This is a genomic window from Oceanimonas sp. MB9 (genome assembly GCF_011319775.1).
GTDB classification, from domain to species: Bacteria; Pseudomonadota; Gammaproteobacteria; order Enterobacterales; family Aeromonadaceae; genus Oceanimonas; species Oceanimonas doudoroffii.
Genome location: NZ_VFBE01000009.1, coordinates 713,479 through 736,181, shown reverse-complemented (window position 1 = coordinate 736,181; position 22,703 = coordinate 713,479). Strand labels below are relative to the sequence as shown.

Below are 22,703 nucleotides of genomic sequence, written 5' to 3'. Positions count from 1 at the left end.
TTCAAAACTCCTTGTCTTGCAGGTTCAGAGAATAATCGTTATTCAAACGGTAAGTGCCGGTATCAAGACCATTGTCCACATACCAGAGATAATCGTTAAAGCGCTCAAAACGATGAGGGCTGAGCCATTGCCCGATGGAGTACAGCCCTTCCACAAACCGGAAAGGGGTAGTCTGATCCCGGGCGGCTTCCACTTGTCCGGCGTTATACAGCTCCGATAATGCTGCAAACCCGATGGGAATGGGCACCAGCCAACCCGGATGATCCCGCCGAATACTCCATTCAACACTGTCGTCTACTTGCCGGTATTCATGATTCAGGCGAGACAAATCCAGCCAGGCGTCAAGCAAGTCGGCACTGGGATCCTGCTGTTGCCTCAGTTCAAGATGCTGCTGTAACAGATCATCCCGCAGTACCAGGGCAAAGCCGGGCAACAGCTGTCGTGTTAAACGGCGCAGCTGCTTTTTACGAACGTCTGCGGCTTCATCCACGTTAATCAGCCAGGGCTGATGTACCCTTTGGCCAGGCAAGGCTGGTTGCACTGTGCCACCGGCCACACGCAGGGTTGCAACCAAGTCTGCCACTTGTTGAGCAAACGCCGCTTGGTCATTTATCGGTTCATCCTGCAGATCCACTTCCAGGATCAAGCTAATCTCCAGATGAATACGCCCTTCCTCTACAATGGCGGCGGTTTTGCCGGTTTTGTCTACAGGGTTGCGCGTAAGGTGAAACGCCCGCTGATACCCTCCCTGAGTAACTTGCGCTTCATGGTGATGGCACACCACGCCAATGCCTGGAAAAGCTACTTTCAGGCCGGCGTCAGCACATTTGCGTTCAAGCGCATGGCTCAGACCAGCAAAGGCCGTCATGGCCGGAAAGCCCCAAGTCAGGTTGCCGGAAATGGCATTGGCATTTTGAATGCGCAACCGCGGCAAAATAAGCAGGGTATTTGGTTCAGTCATCAAGCACCTCCCGCAGTGCATTCAGTTTTTTATTAACACGGCTCATCCACTCGCTGTGCTCACCATCCCCTACCGGCAATTTTCCCAGCGCCTTGTTTACCTGGTTGGCAAAACGATGCTGTACCTCTTTTACCCACTCCCCCGCCATTCGGCGAGCGGCAAAGTCTTCATCCTGTTCGGCACGCATGGGGTCAAGCCAGAGTTGCTCGGCCTCCACCAGCTGACAATCAGGGTCGGCAGACCAGCACGGCTCCAGTTGCTGAAAATGAGCACTGAACAGGACCATTTCATCGATCAGGGCATCAATATAAGCATCTACCCGTGTGCGGGTCCGCACATTGGCCGGCGGGTTGCTCAGCAAAAAATCACGCAATGTGGCCAATAGCCAGCGGGACTGCTGCTGGCGCACAAAACGCGGAAATACTGAGTCTGCCTTCAGTGGTGGGCGCTGCTCACGACTTCGCCAGACCGGCGGCAGCGAGCACAGCAGATAATTATTGCCACCACGCTCGCTATTAAGCTGGGAAATATTTTGAGGCTTGGTACCGCCCAGTTTCTGAACAGCCAGGTTCGGATAATCGGCATACCCTGTTTCCGATGCTTTATTATCACGCCTTGCCTGCCGGGCAGCCTTGGCCTCTTCACTAAACCTGTCACGTTGAATATGCTGATAGACTCTGTGCACCAATGATGACGGATAAAGTGGCGACAACAGGTGAAAATGATCATTTTGGGTGGGATCGTCGCCGGTAAGCCAGTAAATCTGCTTGGCGCGCGTACTGGAGCTTACTTTACCTTTGTTATCAGTAATGGATGCAAAAGCATCAAGCCACTCCTGTGCCTTTAACGCATCATCATTCAAGGCCGCCAGCAAGGCTGCATCCTGCTCCTGGGCTCTGACCAGCAGTGTTTTGCCTTGATATTCAAGTTTGAGGAATTTGTAGACATCCAGTGCTGCCGCGTTGCCAACAACATCGGTGGCATAATTTTCTTCAAGTAAATGGCTGCCAACCCAGGGGTGAGCGGCCAAGAGCTCGGGTGGTGCAAACAAGCTCGTGCCTTTAGCATCTGGATGTATTGCTTTAAGCGTGTGAGAAACAACCTGCAGTTGCCCAACACGACGCGCTGCATCTTCCACCCAATTTTCAAACTGATACTGAAGCTGTAAATCCTGATATTTAGGGTCATCAGGGTCCAGCTTTTCAAGCTTGGCCGCCAGTCGTTCATCAATAAATGACTGCATCAACTGGCGCAGCTCTTCCACGTGAAGCATGCTATCCATAACATTCTTCCTTTGGCTTTGATCATAGATATGGCAAGATACCTATCAGCAAGCAGGCAGGTACCTTGCCAGTTATTGGTTTTGTTAGTTGTGGTTAAACTCTATTATCACGGCGAAATAACCAATCACGCACATACCTCCTTAGCTTGCAAAGCTGGCAAGCGCAGACTTTTCGATCGTTGTCAATTTTGCCGGTCATACCACTGAAGGTGGTTGCCCCCGCCTTCAGCTCCTAACAACCATAACGCCATCGAGTACGAAGATCAACAAAACGACTCCAAGTAAGTTTGGCTCACAATAAAATTTTAGTTTGCATCGAGCAGCAATATTGATACATTGGGGAAGCTGCTGGATAAGTAGCTGAGAAAAAGTAGGTTTGGCTCGCCAAGCACTACCATTGTTGCTGCCGAGCAGGCAGAAGTGGCCGGCATTATGCCGGCCACCTAGCTTAAGGATTATCGGCGCACGGTAAACCCAAGGGCCGGGTGAAACTCCCAGCCATTATCTTTTTGATCCAATGAGAGTGTGCCAAAGCGCTTTGCACATACATCAAGAGGCAGCTCCATTTTTTCGGCCAGCGCTTCTAGTGCAACCAGATAGTCTTCTGCGCCCCAGGTCACGACGCCTTCGGCACATGCAAGCTGCACCTGATGAAGAAGATGATCTACCGGAATGTATAGGTCTGTGCGTTGTTCCCGGCTGAACTCAACCTTGTGCAGTTGCACGTTTACACCGTCTTCATCAGGCAGCAGTACCAGATCATCCTGTATGGCATGACTTTCCCGAAACGGCTGGCGGCGCTGTAGAATGGACGTCAGCATGGCACCAGAGTGCTGATAACAACTGGCAGCAGACAATGGCTGCACTGGCTCAGCCCTGCGTCGGCGGCGGTTACCACCTGTACTTACCTGTGGTATTTGTTCGCCCAGCATTTGAGCCTGCAGCCGGGCATGCTCCAGATCCACCAGGCTGGTTTTGGCGTTCAGCTCGCTTCGGGGCAAAATTCGAGGCCTGGCATCAATCACATCCCGCTCTTCGGGCAACAACAATTGTTCCAAATCGTGACTGCTCAGCAGAAAGTCGGCACTTTCAAAACCGGGCCGACAGAAGGCGGGCTTGCCCTTGTGCTCCAGCGCTCTAAGGTTGGTATGTAACAGCGCAATGTTGGGCACTTCATACACTTCTGGCCGGTGCCGGCGAACACGGCCGGCAAGCTGAATAAGCGAGCGCATGGAGGAAGGTTCAACAATGGCCCAGTCATAGTCGTGGTCCCTGCCGACCTCTGCTACAGGACTGGCGAGCACAATAAACAGCTGATCCTGCTGCGCATAAACATCAAGCAGCCGGCGTATTTCCGGCAGCTCAAACACGGCATTGCTGTCTTTTCGGTTCAGTGCGCTATCCAGCTGCTGTTCAATGGCTGAGCGAATCAGTAACGGATATTGAGAGTGGTAAACACAAAGATGAATAAGGGTGCCGGTTTCGGTTCCCATGGCATAAATGGCTTTAGCCACTTCCACCATAGGTTCAATGTTGGCCATACGCGCCAGACCAAAGCTGACCCGCTTTTGTGAGTGAGGATCCACCGAATGATGAGCCTGATGCAGCGCCATGGCTTGGCGAATCAGATCATGTGCAAAGCTCTGGCGTAACAGCTGAGTCTGACCGGTTAATGTGGACAGGCATGACAACTCTGCCCTCCGACGTATGCCGTCCTGGGCAAGCTTCTGAGCACGTTTTTCTACAAAACGCTGGTGTGCCCGAGCGTAGCTCGCTTCATCCGGGCAGTCATCATGCCGGCGGTCATGCTCATCAAACCAGGCACAACAGATATTAACTGCCGTGCCCGGCTCCCCCCTGTTGCGCTGAAATTGCTCACGCCCCGCCTTGTAGGCGCGAAACAGTCCTTCCGCCAGAGACGGAGGAATAGTGGCCGAAGACAACAACACTCGACTGCCAAGCAACCCCGTCCAGTAAACCAGGCGTGTAAGGGCCGGAAGGTCGTTGATATCGAAATCATCGATTTCATCCAGCACCAGATCGCTGCTGAGCAAACGCAACATGGGCGCAATCTGATGGCCTCCCCGCTCGCTTTCCGTTGCCGGTATCAGGTGGTCGACCGTACACACCAGCACAGGTGCCGAAATAAGGGCCTTTATCCTGTCATCATGGCCGGCCGTTTTAAGCACCGGATGTTCGGCAAAATTGCCTTCAAACACTACATGGCTGTCTTCCGGCACCAGAGACTGGGACGAGGCCGAACCACTGGCCTCAGCCTGAGCCTCATAAAATTCATATAACTGGCGGCTGGCACTGCCACCAACCCTGACAGCCAGCTCGTCATCTCCGAGATTCAAACGCTCACGATAGGCCTGACCGGTTTGCAATGTAAGGGTTCTTAGCCCCAATGTTACCGAGAAACGTGCACCTTGCTGAGGGTTGGCCAACGCATAAAGAATGCGACCATTGGCCAAGGTTTTTCCACAGCCGGTGGAGGCCATATTAATTCCGAAAAAGCCCTGACGAGCAGCGCGCGCTCTTAACCCTTCAGCCAGATCAAAAGCATGGTCCTGCCAACGAAACCGGGCATGCTGGCTGCGTTTTCGGAACACCCTGTGACGTCCCAGTCGAGGCAGGCTCTCATTCAGGGTGGGCAGATGATGACTGACACTGCGGCTGACTTTGGCCACGCCCAGCAGATGCTCGTCCAGACGTTGACAAAGCTCGCCGGTTTTTCGGTTGGTATTGGCATAAAGTGGATAGTTGTCTTCGCCCTTAACGCGCAGATTGGGTGCAGACAGGCTGGAATAATGATGGTCAGAAAGCATCAGTGACAAACGGGCCAGGTGCATCACATACGCATTGCTCAGCCAGCCATCAGGAGCTCTCTCCAGGCGCTGCTGTAAACGTTGCGCATATTTTGCAGCCTGCGTACGCCAGCGCTTGGTAGCCACCGGCAGCGGCGCATCAAAGGTCCAGTAGGGCGCTATCTCTTTGGGGTCAGAATTGTCAGTGCGTTGATTCCACTGTGAGTCTATATCTGTCAGCGGTAGTTCCAGCTCTTGTGCTCTGAGCCCTTCCAGAGTGGGCCGGCATGGCAGGCGATGATGGGTGATAATCAGCCAGCCTATGGCCTGAGCCAACGGTGGCAGTGAGCGAAAAGGATAAGGAGCCGTATTATCCAGTCCGTCCTTTACCAGATTATCCAGCCAGTCATGCTGAAGTTTACCTGCATCAGCCAGACGAGAGAGCCAGCCAGCGTCGTCATCCTTACCGACAAATGCCTGAAATAAACGCAGGGATATCCACTCGTGCCGGTAAAGGTTGGCAGCTTTCGGGCCTTTGCCAAGCAGCCTTAGCTGAAACGCCTTACAAGCCTTGCCCACATCGTGGAGCAATGCCGCAAGCGCCGCCAGTAACTTGATATCTTCCGCAGTATGCCAGTCGTTTTCATCCTGCTGGCGCAGAATGTTACGCCCTGTGGTGTTGGTCGGCACCGTGCCCTCCGCATTAAAACGGCTGCTGTCACCCACGACCCACATCAGCTCACTATGATCCTTACCTCTTATCCAGTGGCAGGCCACAGCCGTATTTTTACGAGCGGTTTTGCGCAATAACTTGCGCAAGGTAGTCAGCCCATCCCAGGTAATGGGCGTTTGCCAGGCTCGGTCACCTTTTCTTTCTGCAAACTGATCAAGAATGCGCCGGGTTTCTGTCAGGGCATTTTTATTACAACGAGAAATCAGCAGCACATTCATGACGCAGCTCCCCCAAGCTCCATTGCTATGTCTTTGAGGGTATCCACCATAAAGTCCAGGGCTTCGGCGCGGGTCAGTGATTCAATACAGTGCCGGCGAAATTCCTGCTCCTCTTCTCCTTTCACCGCCGACAGAAATGCTTGAGGCAGGACCAATGCATCTTTTACCAAATCGGCAGCGTCAAACACCAGGCCTCCCCGGCGGGTTTTGCCGTGCAACACCGCCAGGCCATGAGGCAAGCCCAGCACCCAGGTAGCTGTAGCTCCCAAGCCATAAGCCAGATAGTTTCCATGATCCAGAAAACGGTTGGCCGGATCGGTGCCACTTCCCCGCTTGGCTCGCACAAAATCGCCATAAGACACGGTTCGGGCCGCCAACTTGAACAGATGCTTGGTAAGGTGCGCTTCTTCGGTTAATAAACCGGTTACATTGACCGCCTGCTGAATATTCTGCCGATGCTGCTCCAACAGCGGCACCAGATGCTCAGCGGCAATATCAAACCCCTGCTCTTTTAACTGACGGTTATCCAGCCAATGCTTTTGCAACTGCTTCAGTCTGGCCAACTGAATTTTGCGTGCCGCTTCCAGCCGTTGCTCATCGTCAAACCAGAACCGTACCCAATTCTGTAAATATTCCGTGGGCCGGTATTCACTTTGTGGAGAAAGCCAGACCACATCAACATCCACCTCATTGGCACTGAACAAAGGCGTTCCGCCCCCGCCACAAAAGCCAACCAGCACGCCGGCCTTGGCCAGCTCCCGCATAGCGGCCTGAGTCACGGAAGTGCCTGTACCCAGTAAAACCGTAGTGGTGTTGGCAATGGGAATATTCCAGTAATGAGAGCGACGTCCTTCATCGGTGACGTATTCCACCCGCCCACCCTTCACAAGTACCCGGCAATATTCCAGATAGTAAATATTGGCGCGCTTGGAGTGCAGTATGGTTTTCAGATCTGATGGCGAAAAATCGTCCATTCCGTGGCTCTTCATTAGAAATTATCTCATTACTCTGCCTGTTCTTTTAGTAAAGAGCCAATACTAATAAAAATTATATCGCGTCAGAAAGGAGGTATCTATTTCCCTAGGTATCGTTTTCGGCATCGGTATTATTCACCAGTATTTTTTCATCATGGCCGGGCTTCTGGGCACCAGTCCAGCCTTTAACCCCAGCGGCCGAAATACCGCATTCAGCACCGCCAGAGTGGGGCTGCCGGCATTGCGCTCAATATCCGACAGGGTGCGCCGGCTTACACCCACCATATTGGCGTAATCGGTTTGGGACATATTCAGCAAGTCTTTACGCAGAGTTCGCAACAGCTAGCCCTCGGTTATTTCACCGCTGAATAATTTGTTCAGCAGAGAATACAGCAACGCTTCTCGCGCAGCTGGGCTTTTTTATCCATGACATCACCATTACGTAACATATCGCTAAAATATACATGAAAAAGTTGATTTTGAGCAAATTTACGCTCAAATTTAAGTTTTAGCAAAAAATTGAGCAATTTATTACTCATACAAGAATTCCTTTTCCAGCATATAACAGACTTTAAAGGCAGAGCACCTGCTGGGTCTTCGCCTTCGCAAAGATGATGGCTAACTGCCATAAAAAAAACCCCGGCAAGCCGGGGTGAAAAAGAGACCAAACTACAGGGTTATTGCAATAAATCAGCGCAGCTCACGCAGGGCCTGAATCCGTTTTTCCAGGGGCGGGTGGCTCATAAACAGCTCGTTGTGGTTCTTGCCATTGATGCCAAAGGCCGCCAGGGAGCCTTCCAACTGGGATTCATGGCCGTGGCGCAGACGCTCGAGGGCGGCCACCATTTTGTCACGGCCGGCCAGGCGGGCACCGCCTTCGTCGGCGCGGTATTCACGCTGGCGGCTGAACCACATCACGATGATGGAGGCCAGAATGCCGAACAGCAGCTCCAGCACCATCACGGTCACAAAGTAGGCAATGCCGCCCATGCCGCCGCCTTCTTCTTCCTCGTTGTTGCTGAAAAAGCCGCTAATCACGTTGGCCACAATGCGGGCAAAGAACATCACAAAGGTGTTTACCACCCCCTGAATCAGGGTCAGGGTGACCATGTCACCGTTGGCCACGTGGCTGACCTCGTGGGCCAGTACGGCTTCGGCCTCGTCACGGCTCATGCTGTACATCAGGCCGGTAGACACCGCCACCAGCGAATTGTTGCGGCTGGCACCGGTGGCAAAGGCGTTCATGTCGGGCGAGTCGTAAATGCCCACCTCCGGCATGCCAATGCCGGCCTGCTGGGCCTGGCGCTGCACCGTGGTCAACAGCCAGTGTTCCATCTCATTGCGGGGTTGTTCAATCACCTGCACGCCATAGCTGCGCTTGGCCATCCACTTGGAGATAAACAGGGAGATGGTGGCGCCGCCAAAACCAAATACGGCACAGAAAATCAGCAGGCCGCCCACGCTGCTACGGTTGATGCCCAGCACCGAAAACAGGATGTTCAGCACCACGCCAAGCACCAGCACCACGGCCAGGTTGGTGGCAATAAACAACAGTATGCGTTTCATAACCTTTCCTTACATCAGGGAACTCCAGACATAATATGTCCGGTTACAGGAATTTCAAGATGATCGGGATGAATTATTTAAGCAAGGGCGCCAGATCAATAAAGCCTTCGGCGGTTTCGGCCTCGTCTTCGGTGAGCCTGGGCATTTCCCCCAAAAAGGGCGCGGAAATCAGTTGCTTGAGGGTAGCGGCGTTTTCTTCATAGTGGCTCATATGGGCATCTACCCGATTCAGTACCCAGCCGGCCACCACCAGGCCGTCGTGACGGATGGCTTCCAGGCTGAGCAGCGCATGGTTAATGCAACCCAGGCGTGCCCCCACCACCAGGATCACCGGCAGGTGCTCCTTTTTGACCCAGTCGGAGAGAAAGTGTCCCTGGCCCAGGGGCAGCCGCCAGCCGCCGGCGCCTTCGGCAAAAATCCAGTCGGCGGTGGTTTCCCTGAGCCGAGTCAGGCCCTCGGCAATGCGGGGCAGCGCAATGACCTCGCCCGCCTGCTCGGCGGCAATGTGCGGAGCAATGGCCGGGGCAAAGGCAAAGGGGTTGTGCATGGCATAGGGCAACTTGATGCTGGACTCGGCCTGCAGGGTCAGGGCGTCTTCGTTCTTGAGGCTGCCGTCTATCAGCTCGCAGCCCGAAGCCACCGGCTTGTAACCCAGCACCTGCTTGTCCGCTTCCTTGGCGGCGCGCATCAGCGCGCGGGTGACAAAGGTTTTACCCACTTCAGTATCGGTGCCGGTAACAAAAAAGGTCTTAGCCATAAATTACTCCATATGCCAGCCGGTAGGTGGCCACGCAGTGGCCCTGTTGGTTCTTAGGATAGATGAGATTCAGCCGTTGCCAGGCCGCCTTGCCCAGCAGGCCGGGTCGACGGCTGCCGTTAACCTGATTGGCGCCAATACCCTTGAGATCCAGCAACAGGCCTTTCAGCTCGGGGTAATACAGTTGTTCGGTGGCGGTGTGCAGCCGCCATGGCCGGCCGGTGGCGGCCATAAGCTCACGCAAGTCCGGCTCAGGTATAAAGCGGTTGATATGGGCGTGATCGTCCAGGGTTCGCCAGCTTTGAGCCAGCTCGTCAAGGCTGCCGTGCAGCAGGGTGGAAAACACCATGACACCGCCGGGTTTGAGTCGCTTGCTCCAGCCCCTGAGCCAGGCGGCGGTATCGTTGCTCCACTGCATGCACAGGTTGGCGAAAATAAAATCGAGGCTGGCCTCGGCCACGGGCGGCGCGTCCATGTCGGCACAGAGGGGAATAATGTCGGCCCGGGTGGCGGCCTGCTGCAGCATGGCCGGTGACAGATCCAGCGCCAGTAGCCGCTGTGCCCGCTGTTTCAGCATCGGGGCAAACCAGCCGCTGCCACAGCCCAGATCGAGCCCGGTGTGAGCCCGTGCCGGCAGATGCGCCAGCAGCGCCTCACCGCTGCGACGCTGCAGGGCATTATGGCGGTCGTAGCTGGTGGCCGCGCGGCTGAAGGCGCGGGCCACTCTGTGTTTATCGACCCGTTGCATGGGGTTCTCCGGTAAATAGGCGGCGTTGTTCAGGCCCCGGTTTATTGGGACAACGGCATCGCCGGTTTGCCCGGCTGAAGCCGGGACTACAAGGCACTGTGCAGAGCATCGATCAGCCGTTGTACGTCTGCCCGAGTGTGGGCGGCACTCAGGGTAATGCGTAGCCGGGCCGACCCCTTGGGCACGGTGGGCGGACGAATGGCCCCAATCCACAGGCCCTGCTGTTTAAGGGCATCGGCAAGCTTGAGGGTGGCGGTTTCTTCCCCCACCACCAGGGGCTGAATGGCGGTGGCCGAAGGCAACAGCTGCAGCGGTAACCCGGCCACCCCGGCACGAAACCGGGCCACCAGATCGCGCAGGTGTGCCCGCCTGTCGTCGGCCTGGCGCACCAGGTGCACACCGGCCAGCACGGCGGCGGCCTGGGGCGGCGGCAAATGGGTGCTGTAGATGTAGCTGCGGCCGAAGTTGTGCAGATATTCCACCAGTGCCCGGCTACCACCGACAAAGGCGCCGCTGACTCCCAGCGCCTTGCCAAAGGTGCCCATAAAAATGTTCACGCTGTTCGGGGCAAGGCCCTGTTCATCCAGCGTGCCCCTGCCCTCGCGGCCCAGCACACCCAAGCCGTGGGCATCGTCTATCATCAGCCAGTTGTTGCTGGCCCTGGCCAGGCGTACCAGTTCGGGCCAGGGCGCGGTGTCGCCGTCCATGCTGAACACCCCTTCCGACACAATCAGCCCCGCGGCGGGCTTGAGTTTGGCTTCCAGCGCGTTCATGTCGTTATGGCCAAAGCGCACCATGCGCGCCGGGCTGAGCAGCCCGGCCTCCTGCAACGAGGCGTGATTAAGCCTGTCCTGCCACAGGGAGTGTTCCTTGCCGAGCAATGCCTTGATAACCGCCTGATTGGCGGAGAAACCGGAGCTGAACAGCATCACCGCTTCCAGCCCCAGCCAGTCGCACAGCTCGGCTTCCAGCTCCCGGTGAATGGCCTGATGGCCCACCACCAGGGGCGAGGCCACGGCGCCCACGCCATAGTGCCGTGCCGCCTGCTCGGCGGCGGCCAGCAACTCGGGGGCCCGGCTCAGGCCCAGGTAGTCATTACCGGCAAAGTTGAGGTACTGCTCACCGTCAACGTAAAGCCGGCGACCATCCACCCGCTCAATCACCGGCAGGGTGCGTTTCAGCCCGGCGCCTTCGCGCTCGGCAAGTGACAAATTAAAAGGCATTGAAAATCTCAGCTGTAAGCGATAAGCCGTAAGCTGTCAGCAATCCGTATCGGGTAGGCTGGAATTCGCTACGCTCATTCACAACCTACTCAGTCTGGCTGACAGCTTGCCGCTGGGTTTTACGCTTCGTAATACAGTGGCTTGGGCGCATTTTGCTCGGCAATTTGCTCGTGCAGCTCGATTTCCGCCATTTCGTCGGGCTTTTGGCTAACGCCGCTGGGACGAATGCCCAGCCGCTTGAACAACTGCATGTCGCTGTTTTCATCGGGGTTGGGGGTCGTGAGCAGCTTGCAGCCGTAAAAGATGGAGTTGGCGCCGGCCATAAAACACAGGGCCTGCATTTGATCGTTCATCTTTTCCCGGCCGGCTGAGAGTCGCACATGGCTCTGGGGCATCAGAATGCGGGCCACGGCAATGGTACGAATAAAGTCGAAGTCGTCGAGATCTTCCTGGTTTTCCAGGGGCGTTCCCTTGACCTTGACCAGCATGTTGATGGGAACGCTTTCGGGCTGGCGGGGCAGGTTGGCCAGGGCCAGCAGCAAGCCGGCGCGGTCTTCCGGACTTTCACCCAGGCCCACAATGCCGCCGGAGCACACCTTCATGCCCGCTTCGCGCACGTTCTCCAGGGTGTTCAGCCGGTCGGCGTAGGTGCGGGTGGTAATGATGTCGCCGTAGAACTCGGGGCTGGTATCGAGGTTGTGGTTGTAATAATCGAGCCCGGCGTCGGCCAGCCGGCCGGCCTGATCGGCGTTCAGCATGCCCAGCGTCATGCAGGTTTCCAGCCCCATGGCCTTCACTTCCTGCACCATTTTCACCAGGTAGGGCATGTCGCGCTCTTTGGGGTTGCGCCAGGCCGCGCCCATGCAGAAGCGGCTGGAGCCGTTTACCTTGGCCTCACGGGCCCGCTCCAGCACCTTTTCCATTTCCATCAGTCGCTCGGTTTCCAGGCCGGTGTTGTAACGGGCGCTCTGTGGGCAGTATTTGCAGTCTTCCGGGCAGGCGCCGGTCTTGATGGAAAGCAGGGTGCTTACCTGCACTTCGTTGGGATCGAAGTTGGCCCTGTGCACCTGCTGTGCTTCAAACAGCAGGTCGAAAAAGGGGCGGTCAAACAGTTCGAGTACTTGCTCGCGGGTCCAGAGTGTACGGCTCATGCTGAGGCCTTTTGCTTGGTGTTTATAAAAGTGTTTCGCTTGGCTAGTGTAAGGGCCGGTGTTAGCCTGTCAATCACAAACCCATATCGCAGTTTACATTTGACCACTTTATGACCAATCAAGACTTTGACCTGCACCATCTGTGGCATCCCTACACCTCCCTGACGCGTCCCCTGCCCTGCTATGAAGTGGAAAGTGCCAGCGGCGTGCATCTGCAGCTGAAGGACGGTCGCCGGCTGGTGGACGGCATGTCGTCCTGGTGGGCCTGTCTGCACGGCTACAACGTGCCCGAGCTGAACACCGCCGCCACCGCCCAACTAGGCAAAATGTCTCATGTGATGTTTGGCGGCCTGACCCATGATCCGGCCATTGAATTGTGCAAGGCCCTGGCCGGGGTGCTGCCCACCGGCCTGGATCGCTTCTTTCTGGCCGACTCGGGCTCGGTATCGGTGGAAGTGGCGCTGAAAATGGCGATTCAGTACTGGCACGGCCGGGGCACGCCAAAAACCCGCTTCGCCTCACTCAGTCGGGGCTACCATGGCGACACCTTTGGCGCCATGAGCGTGTGTGACCCCAACGGTGGCATGCACAGCCTGTACAAGGGCTTTCTGCCCGAACACATTTTCGTGCCCACGCCGCAAAGCCGTTTTGACAGCGAGTTTGACTCAAGCGACTTACAGGCGCTGGAAAGCATGTTTGAACAGCACCATCACGAACTGGCGGCGCTGATCCTGGAGCCGGTGGTTCAGGGGGCCGGTGGCATGCGTTTTTACCACCCGGACTACCTGAAGGGTGCTCGCGAGCTGTGCAACCGCTATGACGTGCTGCTGATCGCCGACGAAATCGCCACCGGCTTTGGCCGCACCGGCAAGCTGTTCGCCTGCGACTGGGCCGGCATTTCGCCGGACATCATCTGCATCGGCAAGGCACTCACCGGCGGTTACATGACCATGGCCGCCACCATTACCACTCAGGCCGTGGCCGAGACCATCTGCAACGGCCCCGCCGGCGTGCTGATGCACGGCCCCACCTTTATGGCCAACCCGCTGGCCTGTGCCGTGGCGCTGGCCAGCCTCAAGCTGTTGCTGGACTCTCCCTGGCAGCAGCGTATTGCCGCCCTGGAAGCACAAATGCGACGAGAACTGGCCCCGGCGCTGAGGCTAGATTCGGTGGCCGATGTGCGGGTACTGGGCAGCATTGGCGTAATTGAATTGCATGAACCGTTGAACGTGGCCGAAGTGCAAAAGCGGCTGGTGGAGCTGGGCGTGTGGATTCGCCCCTTTGGCAAACTGTTTTACATCATGCCGCCCTATGTCATGGCGCCTGAGGAGCTCAGCCAACTCACTGCGGCCATGCTGACGGTGTGCGAAGCGGCGTAAGTAAAAGTAAAAAGGGGGGGGCGTCATTGTATTTACATGACGCCCCCTTTTTGTGGCCTTGAATATACGTTCTGATGGGCGCCGAGGCCGAAGAAGCAACGACCGGGCCTAGGAGGCAAAATCCGGCTGCTGGTCAGGTGCCGCCTGCTGAAAGGCGGGCTGCAGCTGGCAGTGCTGATACACCGCCATCACCCTTGAATAGGGCGTCAAATCGCAGTTCATGCGAATACCATTGGCCACCTGAGGCACCAGGCAACAATCCGCCACCGTGGGCGCATCGCCAAAACAATAATCGCCAAAGCCGTGGCGCACCAGCAATGCTTCGGCGGCCGCCAGGCCCTCGGCGATCCAGTGCCGGTACCAGCGCTCCTGCTGGTCCTCACTCAAGCTCAACTCGTTGGCCAGATAGTTACGCACCCGCAAGTTATTGACCGGGTGAATGTCGCAGGCAATCAGGTTGGCCAACTCCAGTGCACGAGCCCGCAGCAGCGGCTCGGCGGGCAGTAACGGCGGCTCGGGGTGCAAGGCCTCCAGATAGTCGATAATGGCCAGGGACTGGCCCAGGCCATTGCCCTCGTCATCCACCAGCAACGGAACGCCGGCGGCCGGGTTAAGGGCCCGGTAGTCATTCTGCCGCTGCTCTCCTGCCCTCAGGTTCACTCCCTGGTAATCCACGCTCAGGCCCTTCAGCGCCAGGGCGATACGCACCCGGTAAGAGGTGGAGCTGTTGTAAAAACTGTATAGCTGCATGTCTATCCTAACGTTTGCTGACTGCCTGCATGGATTTCGCCTGGCTCAGGTTATCTACCGCCTTGGGATAATAACGAGGCGAGGCGTCAATGGCACGCTGAAACAGGCTGGAGGCAATATCGTATTCACCTTCCATCATGGCGATATAGCCCAGATCGTTAAGCGCTTCGGCCTGGGACATGATTTTGCGCAAGGCCATCAGCGCCTCAGACTGTCGCCCCCATCGGTAATAGAGCAGGCCCAGGTTGCTCCAGGCTCGCTCATACTCCGGCTCCTGATTTACCGCTCGGGTATAGGCCTGCTCCGCCTGAGGGTAATCGCTATTCAGGTAATGGGAAAAACCCAGGTTGGTGTGCAGCATGGCCATTCCAGGCTGAATTTGCAGGGCACAGCGGTAATGTTTGCGGGCCTGCTGCCCCTGCTCAAGTATATCGGCCAGCAGTCCCAGGCCGTTATAGCTGCGCCAGGGCGACTCGGCATTGGTGACACATTCATCGACATCGGTAGAAGCTTGCCCCAGCCGAGCCTGGTCGGCCTTGACCACTTCCAGCAACAGGGTTTCAGCCTCCCGATGACGCTTCATGTCGATCAGCAGTAAAGCCAACCCTTCCTTGGCATCAAGGCGTTTCGCATCCTCGCGAAGGGCGTTGCGATAAGCCAGCTCTGCCCGGGCATTATTGTTACGTTGGTGTTCAAGGCGGGCAATGTTGATATAGAGGTCAACCTTGTCGAACTCATTAAACGCCAGCGCCTGAATGTAGGCATAGATCATGGCGTCCAGATCACCCGACGTTTGAGACTGGGCAATCAGCATACGAGCTTCCTTGCCGTTAGTCGGTTTAATAGCCCCTGCCCCCGGTGTTTTGATGGCGGGCAAACCGTTACCGTCAGAGTCCGACATGGCAGAGCAGCCGGACAGCAGAATAATTACCAGCGCCAGTGCAGTATGTTTCATGTTGTTATCCTCAAGCCGGTCCCATGGCCAAAGTTTTGTTGTTTTTCTTATGCTAGCCGGTGTGTTTCATTCGGGCCAGTGTTAACCCCCGCTTCTTCCTTTAGTGAGGGCGCGGTATCACATATTATTACCGAATACGCGGAACACCTTGATAAGCGCCGGACCAATGGCCACGATAAAAAATGACGGCCATATGCACAACACCAGCGGAAAAATCATCTTGGTACCCACCTTGGCCGCCATTTCTTCCGCCTCCTGCTTGCGTTTGATACGGTACTCATCGGCATACACCCGCAGGGTCTCGGCGATGCTGGTACCCAGCTGAATGCACTGGTTAATGGCCACATTCAAACTGCGAAAGTCTTCCAACCCAGTACGCAAAATAAACTCGTCAAAGGCCTGCTGCATACTGAACCCGGCCCTGAGCTTGGCGGATATCAGGTTAAGCTCTTCGGCCAGTTCCTCGTGACTCATGCTCACTTCTTGGGCCACCCGCTGTAATGCCGCTTTAAAGCCAAGTCCTGCCTCGGTACATACTACCAGCAAGTCCAGCGCATCGGGCATGCCCAGTTTCATGCGGGTCATGCGCTTGTTGGCCAGCCGCTCCAGCACAAACACCGGCAGAATGTAAGCCACATAACCCACCCCTATCAGCAGCATCAGGATCACATTCAGCGACCTCTGGGTCAGCAGGTTAAGCGCCACAAAGACCAGCAACAGCGATACCACCACCAGCATCACGCGGATACCGGTAAACACGCTGTAGGCCGAGCCTTTCTGGAAGCCAGCGTGCACCAGCAAGGTACGAATACGATGGCCGTTAAACCCACTACCGTGTTTTTTGGCAAGCACCAGCCGTTGCTCCAGCGATTGCTCGTCTTCGCCCGTTTCCCGCTGTATTTCCTTCAGCTGGCGACGGTAGGGGCTGGTAACCCCACTGGCTACCAGGGTAACTCCCCAGAACAATGTGATGGCACTCAGGCCCACCACACCAATCAACACCCACTGGCGCATTTGCGGATCGGCCAGTACCTGGCCCAGCATTTGATTGAGCGTGTCCATATTCACACCTCTATCTTGATGATTTTGCTAATCCACCAGGTACCCAGCATCATGGCAACGGCCCCAGCCAACAGCAACTTATGGCCTTCAGGAGTAGTAACCAATTCATGAGCGTAACTAGGCGTGGTAATGGACATCACCCCAAACAGCACAAAAGGTGTTAGTACCAATACCCAGCCCGACATGCGTCCTTCCGCCGACAGCGTGCGCAGCTGACGATTGAACTTGAAGCGATCACGGATGATCTTCGCCAGCTTGTCGATGTTTTCCACCAGGTTACCGCCGGTTTCCCGCTGCACCTGCACGGCGCTGGTCAACGCCATATTGGAGATGCTCGGCACTCGCTCCAGCAGGCCGGTCATGGCCTTGCGTACGTCCTTGCGATAGTTGATATCGGCAAATACCAGGGCAAATTCGCGACCAATGGGATTGGGCATCTGCTCACTGATCAGCTTGATGGTATCGGCAAAGGAATAGCCCGCCTGCAACCCCCGTTTCATGATGTCGAGCGCTTCCGGCATTTGCTGCTCGTACAACGCCAGCCGGTTCAGGTAGTTACGCTTTAGCTTGAACCAGGCAATGAATGAAGGTACTGCCAGCAGAATGAGGCTCAGCCAGATATTGTGCAACCACAGCCAGCAGCCTGCCACCAGCACCAGGGTAATCACGCCCACCATCAACACCAACTGGTAGGCATAAAGTCTGGAGCCAGCCAGCTCCAGGGAAAATGCCACCCGTTCCATCACCGGCAGAGTTTCTATACGGCGCATGGCCGGTGACAAGGAATCCAGCTTTTTGGTACGAAAAATGGATGCCTGGGCCTGCTCGCGGTTTTCATCCGCCAGTGCCTGAACCCGGCGTTTGAGCATGGTGGAGTATTTAAGCCGGGGCTGGCTGATCGGCACAAACAGCGCCATACTCAGGCACACCACGGCCAGCGCCACCAGCGCCAGAAAAATCAGCGTATTCATAAGCGCCTCCCGTCAAAAAATACCCTTGTGCAAGTCATCATCGCCAAACAAGCTGCGCGGCAGCACCATGCCCCGGCGAGCCAACCGATCGTAAAAGTTGGGCATCACCCCGGTCGCCTTGTGACGTCCCTGCACATTACCCTCGGCATCGATACCGGTACGTTCAAAGGTGAAGATTTCCGACATGGTGATGGTTTCCCCTTCCATGCCGTGCACCTCCTGCATACTGATCATGCGTCGCTTGCCGTCTTCCTGACGCTCAAGCTGAATAATCAGATCCAGTGCCGAGGCCACCTGGGTACGAATGTTTTTCACCGGCATGTCGAAGCCGGTCATCGATACCATATTTTCAAGGCGGCTCAGGGCATCGCGGGGGGTATTGGCATGCACTGTGGTCAACGAGCCTTCGTGGCCGGTATTCATGGCGGTAAGCATGTCAAACGCCTCGGCGCCACGCACCTCCCCCACCACAATCCGATCTGGCCGCATGCGCAAGGTGTTTTTCACCAGTTCGCGCAGGTTGATTTCTCCCCGTCCCTCAATGTTGGCGGGCCGACTTTCCAGTTGCACCACATGTGGCTGCTGCAACTGCAGCTCTGCCGAGTCTTCCACCGTGATAATCCGCTGATTGGAGGGAATAAAACTCGACAGAATATTAAGAAAGGTGGTCTTACCGGTGCCGGTCCCCCCAGAGATCAGTATATTAAGCTTGCCCTTGACCACTGCCTCCATCACCTGGGCAATGGCCGGGGTAATGGTGCCAAAGTCAATCAGGGTATCAATGGCCAGTTTTTCCACGGTAAAGCGACGAATGGACAAGGTGGGTCCGTTCAGCGCCAGCGGTGGAATGATGGCGTTGACCCGGGAGCCGTCTTTAAGCCGGGCGTCAACCATGGGCGAGAGCTCGTCGATACGCCGGCCCACACCGGACACAATACGTTCAATCACTCCCATCAGGTGTTCGTCGTTCCGAAAGGTCAGCGGCACCCGTTCAATGCGTCCCTGGCGCTCCACGTAAATGCTTTTGGCCCCATTTACCATAATATCGGCAATGCCGACATCGGCCAGTAGCGGCTCCAAAGGGCCCAGCCCCAGTACCTCGTCGAGAATTTGGCTCACAACTTTCTGGCGCGAGTTCATCGAAAGCGGCACCGGCGAGTCCTGCATTAGCTGATGGCACAATCGCTCAATCTGCTCCGCCGCTTGCTCCCTGGAAATGGTTTGCAGCATGGGTAAATCAAGCATGTCCATCAGCTTGCCGTGCAAACGCTGTTTGTGTCCTTCTTCTTCCTGGCTGAGGATATAGTCTTCAAGGTTCATCCGTGACCCCCTTTGTTCGATTAGTTACCGAACAGTCGTTTAAGCAAGCCCGGCTTGTCGCTTTGCTCAGCTCCGGGTTGTAGCGCATTGGATAGGTGATTAAAGCCATCTACCAGCTTGTGATTGCGTTTTTCCTCTGCGACCAGCCGTCCAAGGTCGGTGCAGGTTTCTGCCATGGTGAAATCATTCACCAGAGTGGCGATGCGCTTAATTTCGGTCGCCTTTTCTATTTCCTGCAACGACACATCCTTTTTCTTGTCGTAGCGATTCACCAGCAGCAGAATGCGATCCTTGCCAATACCCAGCTCATGGCGCAGTTGCCGCAGTAAGAAAATAGTTTCGCGCAGGGCGCTCAGGCTTTGCTGCATGACCACCACCACCTGCTCGGCGCTTTCCAACAGCGGCAGGTTCCAGGCCTCGGGCCCGCGTGACATATCAACCACCATCCGCTGATATTGTCCCCGCGCAAGATGTAACAATTGCGCGCACTGACGGGCGCTAACGATATTTTCATCATGCAGTGGCAACACCGAGGCGGGCATGACGTCCATGCCCACCCGGGCCTTGCTGACCATGCCCGCCAGCGCCATGGCATCCATTTCACCGGCCCGCTGCAAGGCCTCATTCAAACCGCCCTGTTTTTCGCGAATGTTGAGGTAGTCGGCCAGGGAGCCGTAATGGCGACTGGCGTCGAGCAGCAGTACTTTTTCCTCTTCGGTCTGCAAGGCATGGCCCAGGTTGGCGCATACAAAGCTGGCGCCTGAGCCACCCTTGCCGTTTACCACCACGGTAACCGGCGCCAGGCTGATGCTGGCGGACACCTTCGCGGAAATACGCACTAGGGCCGACCACAGCTCAATGGGATCGCTTTCCTGCGGCAAAAAGTCGGCGGCGCCCATGCGCATGGCCCGGCGCACCAAGGCGGTGTTGGCCGGATCACCCATAAAAATAAGGCTGCGACTTTCACCGGCCTTGCGCTCCAGCTCATCGTAAACCGGCGCCAGTACGGGATGATCCACCAACAGCAGTACCTGGCGCTCCCCCTTGGGCAGAAAGTCCTGCTCGTTCATTTTTTTAAGCTGCAACTGGCTGCTGTTGTGCAGTTTTACCTTGAGTAAGGGCCACAACCGCTCGTCCGGATCCATTACGTTCATCTGCAACGGGCAGGAAAGTGCCGGCAATGTCTGCATGCCCTCTCGTTCCAGCTCCACTATTTTGGCGTCTGTCATAACAAACTCACTCCCCCGGTTGCATCACAAATTGCATTACCATCCGGTGTTATACCCAGGCTTTCAGCTCTCAGCACCGAGCTGAAATCCGGTGCAAACCGGGACAAATCCACGTTCAGGGGCAACACCATCTCGTAACGATAGTTGGCAATGCTTGCTCGTATAAATCCGCCCGTTGTTTTATCGGCATCCGCCCCTGCCGGGTCGGCCAACACCACACCGTCTCTGTCCATGTAGGTGAACACAAGGTTACCGGCCGTAAATCCCGGCAAGGCGCCACCAAGCTGATTGGCCACCGCACTAGCCACGGTGTTATTCTGCACTTCCTGGACTCTGCACACCGTTGCCAGCCTGGCCGCCCTGCGTGAGGCTTCATTAAGAAGGTTCCAGGTGTACATCAGCCGCCCAACTTCCAGCACGGCGAATAACACCAGAAATATCAGGCTACCAACAATGGCAAATTCGACCGTGGTTGTACCTTGTTGCCGGAAGCCGTCTGAATAATGTTGCAACCTTGTTTTCATTGGCTCAGCTCCCTGACGGTTATACTGCTGCTCAAAGGAAAGGAAAGGGAAAGTACATCGCCAAAAAAGGTGTCAAGGCTGGCACCAAACATGGGTTGCCAGTTATAGCTGACATCAACCTGGTAATACCAGTCTCCACTGCCTGCCGGGCTCTGTATATAGTTGAAGTCAATATCATCGGACGTCATGCCCGGCAGCAGGGTGTTACTCCCTCCTGTCACATTTCCATAAAGAATCAGGTTGGTTATACGTTGCTCCCTGCTGGCTTTGGCCGAGGAATCAAAAATATTATTGGCATCCACCTCAATTTGTGCCCCTGCCCGAACAGCCCTGGTCAAGGTATTGTATTGATAAAGCAGTCGCCCGAATTCGCCAATGGCCAGCATCAGCAATAACAATAAAGGCAATACCAGCGTGGCCTCAACGGCCGCCAGCCCACTCTGACTTTTGTTCAGTTGTAGTTTGTTCATCATGAGTCTCCACTGGCTGAATCCTTGTAGAGCACCAGCCTTTCGGACGTATTGCTGCCACCGCTGCCGCCACCCAGGTCGCAGCTTTCCAGCATTTCGGCCACGATATATTGGTTATTGCCTTGCCCTGTCACTTCCTGATTAAGGAACATACATACGGTATCCATCACTGAAATATTGCTTCTTCCGGTACTATTCCCATCACAGTTTGCTACCGGCAGTTTCACGATTCTCCGCTCGTCAATACAATGGGTAGTTGATGGTGCTTTCGAGTGAATACCGTTGTAATAATCGGGAAAGCTCTGCAACCCACTCCATTTGTCCGACCCTTGCTGAAGAACCAGGTTTCCTCCGTTAGCCACATCACCACCAAAGTCCAGATCACTAAATGTTACCGGGTCGGAAAAATCAGGAATGGCGCAGTCAGAATAATAAGCCCCGGTTTCTGACTCTCCTGGATCCGCAGAAGGCCCCGATACATCATTACCATGCTTGTCTTTTCCAAAACGGGTATTCAAGCCCTCACTGGTCTTGCCAACCATGTTGCCTGGCTCTGTTGTCAGCACATCTCCAGCCTCAATGACAGAATTAACATTGAGATCGCCGGACAGTGCCATGGCAAAGTCATTGGCGCCAGTATCCGGACTACCGTCACCATCGCGATCCAAAGACAGGGCAAGAAAATTACCCGGTCCGACCGGCGCCTTCTTATGGTGGTTGGTTTTCACAACAATCACATCACCACGGGTCAGATCATCGGATGGGGTAAAACCGTGATGGTCATCCGACGTATCCTTGGAGCAAAGCAGCAGTGGAATCACCTGTTGTTCTACAGAATTTCCACCTTGTTCAGGGCCTGCCACGGCGGCAGATGCCACTCGCCAATTATCAACCATTAGTTGCGATAAAAACTGCTCAACCGGAACCGTGTTGAGCCGGACGCGAATATACCTGGCGACACTGTCATTAGTGACAACAAAGGGCACTGCTTTATGAGAGAACTCGATGGTCGTGACCGCAGCAATATTGTTGGTATCGATATCAACCTGGTTAAAACCGTCGCCATTAAAAATGGTTTGCAATGTGTTATAGACCGCTGCTCGAGCATCATCATGGGTGTTGCCATTGGCAGCCGTTTTAGACAAGGTCTTGGCACCACTTAATGCGGCCGAGTCCACCGCATCCTGCACCCGGGTTTTATTAAGTAATAAATAGCCCCCATCCAGAGCCAGGGCGGTAAAGCCGAGCAATACGAACAGCGCCACCGTCACCAGAACCAGTACGGCGCCTTTCTGTTTTCTGTGAGTCGGCAGCGCTTTCATGGATGACTCCTTAATCACCAAAGTTCAGGGTTACCTGGGTTTTGCCTTCGGCCGGGGCCTCGGCGCCTTTCACATATTGATCATGCAACGACACGCCATACTCTCCATTTAGAGCAAGGGCGGTCAATTTGCCGTCGTTACGGGCAGCGGCGCCGGGATCCAGCACCTGAAGGGTATCGAGCTCCTTAATATCCTGGCCCATATCAAACCCGTAGTGACGTTCACTGGCACAGCCTGTAAGCACCCCGGCGGCCAGCAGGGTAAGCAATAACTGTTTCATGGTGGTTCTCCTTGTTCCTCT

The 22,703-nt window shown here is 55.6% G+C and carries 22 protein-coding genes; 1 reads left to right on the top strand and 21 read right to left on the bottom strand.

The features are described 5' to 3' along the window. Position 1 precedes the first annotated feature (1 nt). From csy2 to bioB, 11 genes are all read right to left on the bottom strand, one after another. Positions 2-961 carry a type I-F CRISPR-associated protein Csy2 gene (gene csy2 / locus OJHNALOF_RS14785; protein WP_165662483.1) on the bottom strand — a complete coding sequence of 320 codons (960 nt, stop codon included), beginning with the start codon at positions 959-961 and terminating at the stop codon, positions 2-4. Then, on the bottom strand, positions 954-2,243 hold the full coding sequence (gene csy1, locus OJHNALOF_RS14780; RefSeq protein ID WP_165662482.1) for a type I-F CRISPR-associated protein Csy1: 1,290 nt from the start codon (positions 2,241-2,243) through the stop codon (positions 954-956). The genes csy2 and csy1 overlap by 8 nt, the downstream gene beginning before the upstream one ends. A 455-nt stretch (positions 2,244-2,698) precedes the next feature. Continuing rightward, positions 2,699-6,001, bottom strand: a complete 3,303-nt coding sequence (cas3f, locus tag OJHNALOF_RS14775) for a type I-F CRISPR-associated helicase Cas3f (RefSeq protein WP_165662481.1) — start codon at positions 5,999-6,001, stop codon at positions 2,699-2,701. Beyond that, positions 5,998-6,975, bottom strand: a complete 978-nt coding sequence (gene cas1f / locus OJHNALOF_RS14770) for a type I-F CRISPR-associated endonuclease Cas1f (protein ID WP_165662480.1) — start codon at positions 6,973-6,975, stop codon at positions 5,998-6,000. The genes cas3f and cas1f overlap by 4 nt, the downstream gene beginning before the upstream one ends. Positions 6,976-7,110: 135 nt before the next feature. After that, positions 7,111-7,314: a helix-turn-helix transcriptional regulator gene (locus tag OJHNALOF_RS14765; RefSeq protein ID WP_255459192.1), complete on the bottom strand. Its 204-nt coding sequence runs from the start codon at positions 7,312-7,314 to the stop codon at positions 7,111-7,113. A 38-nt stretch (positions 7,315-7,352) separates the two neighbouring features. Next, entirely contained in the window at positions 7,353-7,514 is a 162-nt protein-coding gene (locus OJHNALOF_RS14760) for a hypothetical protein (protein WP_165662479.1), read from the bottom strand. Between the two features lie 151 nt (positions 7,515-7,665). Further along, entirely contained in the window at positions 7,666-8,541 is an 876-nt protein-coding gene (htpX, locus tag OJHNALOF_RS14755; RefSeq protein WP_094199128.1) for a protease HtpX, read from the bottom strand. Positions 8,542-8,614: 73 nt separating this feature from the next. Beyond that, on the bottom strand, positions 8,615-9,298 hold the full coding sequence (gene bioD, locus OJHNALOF_RS14750) for a dethiobiotin synthase (protein ID WP_165662478.1): 684 nt from the start codon (positions 9,296-9,298) through the stop codon (positions 8,615-8,617). Beyond that, positions 9,291-10,046, bottom strand: a complete 756-nt coding sequence (gene bioC, locus OJHNALOF_RS14745) for a malonyl-ACP O-methyltransferase BioC (RefSeq protein WP_165662477.1) — start codon at positions 10,044-10,046, stop codon at positions 9,291-9,293. The genes bioD and bioC overlap by 8 nt, the downstream gene beginning before the upstream one ends. Before the next feature lie 86 nt (positions 10,047-10,132). Further along, positions 10,133-11,269 carry an 8-amino-7-oxononanoate synthase gene (gene bioF, locus OJHNALOF_RS14740; RefSeq protein ID WP_165662476.1) on the bottom strand — a complete coding sequence of 379 codons (1,137 nt, stop codon included), beginning with the start codon at positions 11,267-11,269 and terminating at the stop codon, positions 10,133-10,135. A 119-nt stretch (positions 11,270-11,388) separates the two neighbouring features. Then, positions 11,389-12,420 (bottom strand): biotin synthase BioB, encoded by a 1,032-nt coding sequence (gene bioB, locus OJHNALOF_RS14735; RefSeq protein ID WP_094199124.1) that lies wholly within the window; start codon positions 12,418-12,420, stop codon positions 11,389-11,391. Positions 12,421-12,530: 110 nt separating this feature from the next. On the opposite strand from bioB, the gene bioA reads away from it, so the two are divergent. After that, on the top strand, positions 12,531-13,799 hold the full coding sequence (gene bioA, locus OJHNALOF_RS14730; protein ID WP_165662475.1) for an adenosylmethionine--8-amino-7-oxononanoate transaminase: 1,269 nt from the start codon (positions 12,531-12,533) through the stop codon (positions 13,797-13,799). A 108-nt stretch (positions 13,800-13,907) separates the two neighbouring features. Here bioA and maiA read toward each other — a convergent pair whose 3' ends face one another. The 10 genes from maiA to OJHNALOF_RS14680 all read right to left on the bottom strand — a co-directional run bounded on the left by maiA (position 13,908) and on the right by OJHNALOF_RS14680 (position 22,682). Further along, a complete protein-coding gene (gene maiA / locus OJHNALOF_RS14725; protein WP_165662474.1) occupies positions 13,908-14,549 on the bottom strand; it encodes a maleylacetoacetate isomerase in 642 nt (213 codons plus the stop codon). A 7-nt stretch (positions 14,550-14,556) separates the two neighbouring features. Further along, positions 14,557-15,504 (bottom strand): lipopolysaccharide assembly protein LapB, encoded by a 948-nt coding sequence (locus tag OJHNALOF_RS14720; RefSeq protein WP_165662473.1) that lies wholly within the window; start codon positions 15,502-15,504, stop codon positions 14,557-14,559. Positions 15,505-15,621: 117 nt separating this feature from the next. Continuing rightward, positions 15,622-16,566, bottom strand: a complete 945-nt coding sequence (locus OJHNALOF_RS14715; protein WP_094199120.1) for a type II secretion system F family protein — start codon at positions 16,564-16,566, stop codon at positions 15,622-15,624. 2 nt (positions 16,567-16,568) lie between these two features. Continuing rightward, the gene (locus tag OJHNALOF_RS14710) at positions 16,569-17,537 is read right to left on the bottom strand and encodes a type II secretion system F family protein (RefSeq protein ID WP_094199119.1); all 969 of its coding nucleotides are present in this window, start codon (positions 17,535-17,537) and stop codon (positions 16,569-16,571) included. A 12-nt stretch (positions 17,538-17,549) separates the two neighbouring features. After that, positions 17,550-18,857 carry a CpaF family protein gene (locus tag OJHNALOF_RS14705; protein WP_094199118.1) on the bottom strand — a complete coding sequence of 436 codons (1,308 nt, stop codon included), beginning with the start codon at positions 18,855-18,857 and terminating at the stop codon, positions 17,550-17,552. 20 nt (positions 18,858-18,877) lie between these two features. Then, entirely contained in the window at positions 18,878-20,086 is a 1,209-nt protein-coding gene (locus OJHNALOF_RS14700) for a cellulose synthase operon protein YhjQ/BcsQ (RefSeq protein WP_094199117.1), read from the bottom strand. Continuing rightward, complete coding sequence (locus OJHNALOF_RS14695; RefSeq protein ID WP_094199116.1) at positions 20,083-20,610, bottom strand: TadE/TadG family type IV pilus assembly protein; 528 nt, start codon at positions 20,608-20,610, stop codon at positions 20,083-20,085. Before OJHNALOF_RS14695 ends, OJHNALOF_RS14700 begins: the two co-directional genes overlap by 4 nt. Next, complete coding sequence (locus tag OJHNALOF_RS14690; RefSeq protein ID WP_240919740.1) at positions 20,607-21,083, bottom strand: TadE/TadG family type IV pilus assembly protein; 477 nt, start codon at positions 21,081-21,083, stop codon at positions 20,607-20,609. Before OJHNALOF_RS14690 ends, OJHNALOF_RS14695 begins: the two co-directional genes overlap by 4 nt. Further along, a complete protein-coding gene (locus tag OJHNALOF_RS14685) occupies positions 21,080-22,402 on the bottom strand; it encodes a TadE/TadG family type IV pilus assembly protein (protein WP_165662472.1) in 1,323 nt (440 codons plus the stop codon). The genes OJHNALOF_RS14690 and OJHNALOF_RS14685 overlap by 4 nt, the downstream gene beginning before the upstream one ends. A 10-nt stretch (positions 22,403-22,412) precedes the next feature. Then, positions 22,413-22,682: an addiction module component gene (locus OJHNALOF_RS14680; RefSeq protein ID WP_094199113.1), complete on the bottom strand. Its 270-nt coding sequence runs from the start codon at positions 22,680-22,682 to the stop codon at positions 22,413-22,415. Positions 22,683-22,703 lie beyond the last annotated feature (21 nt).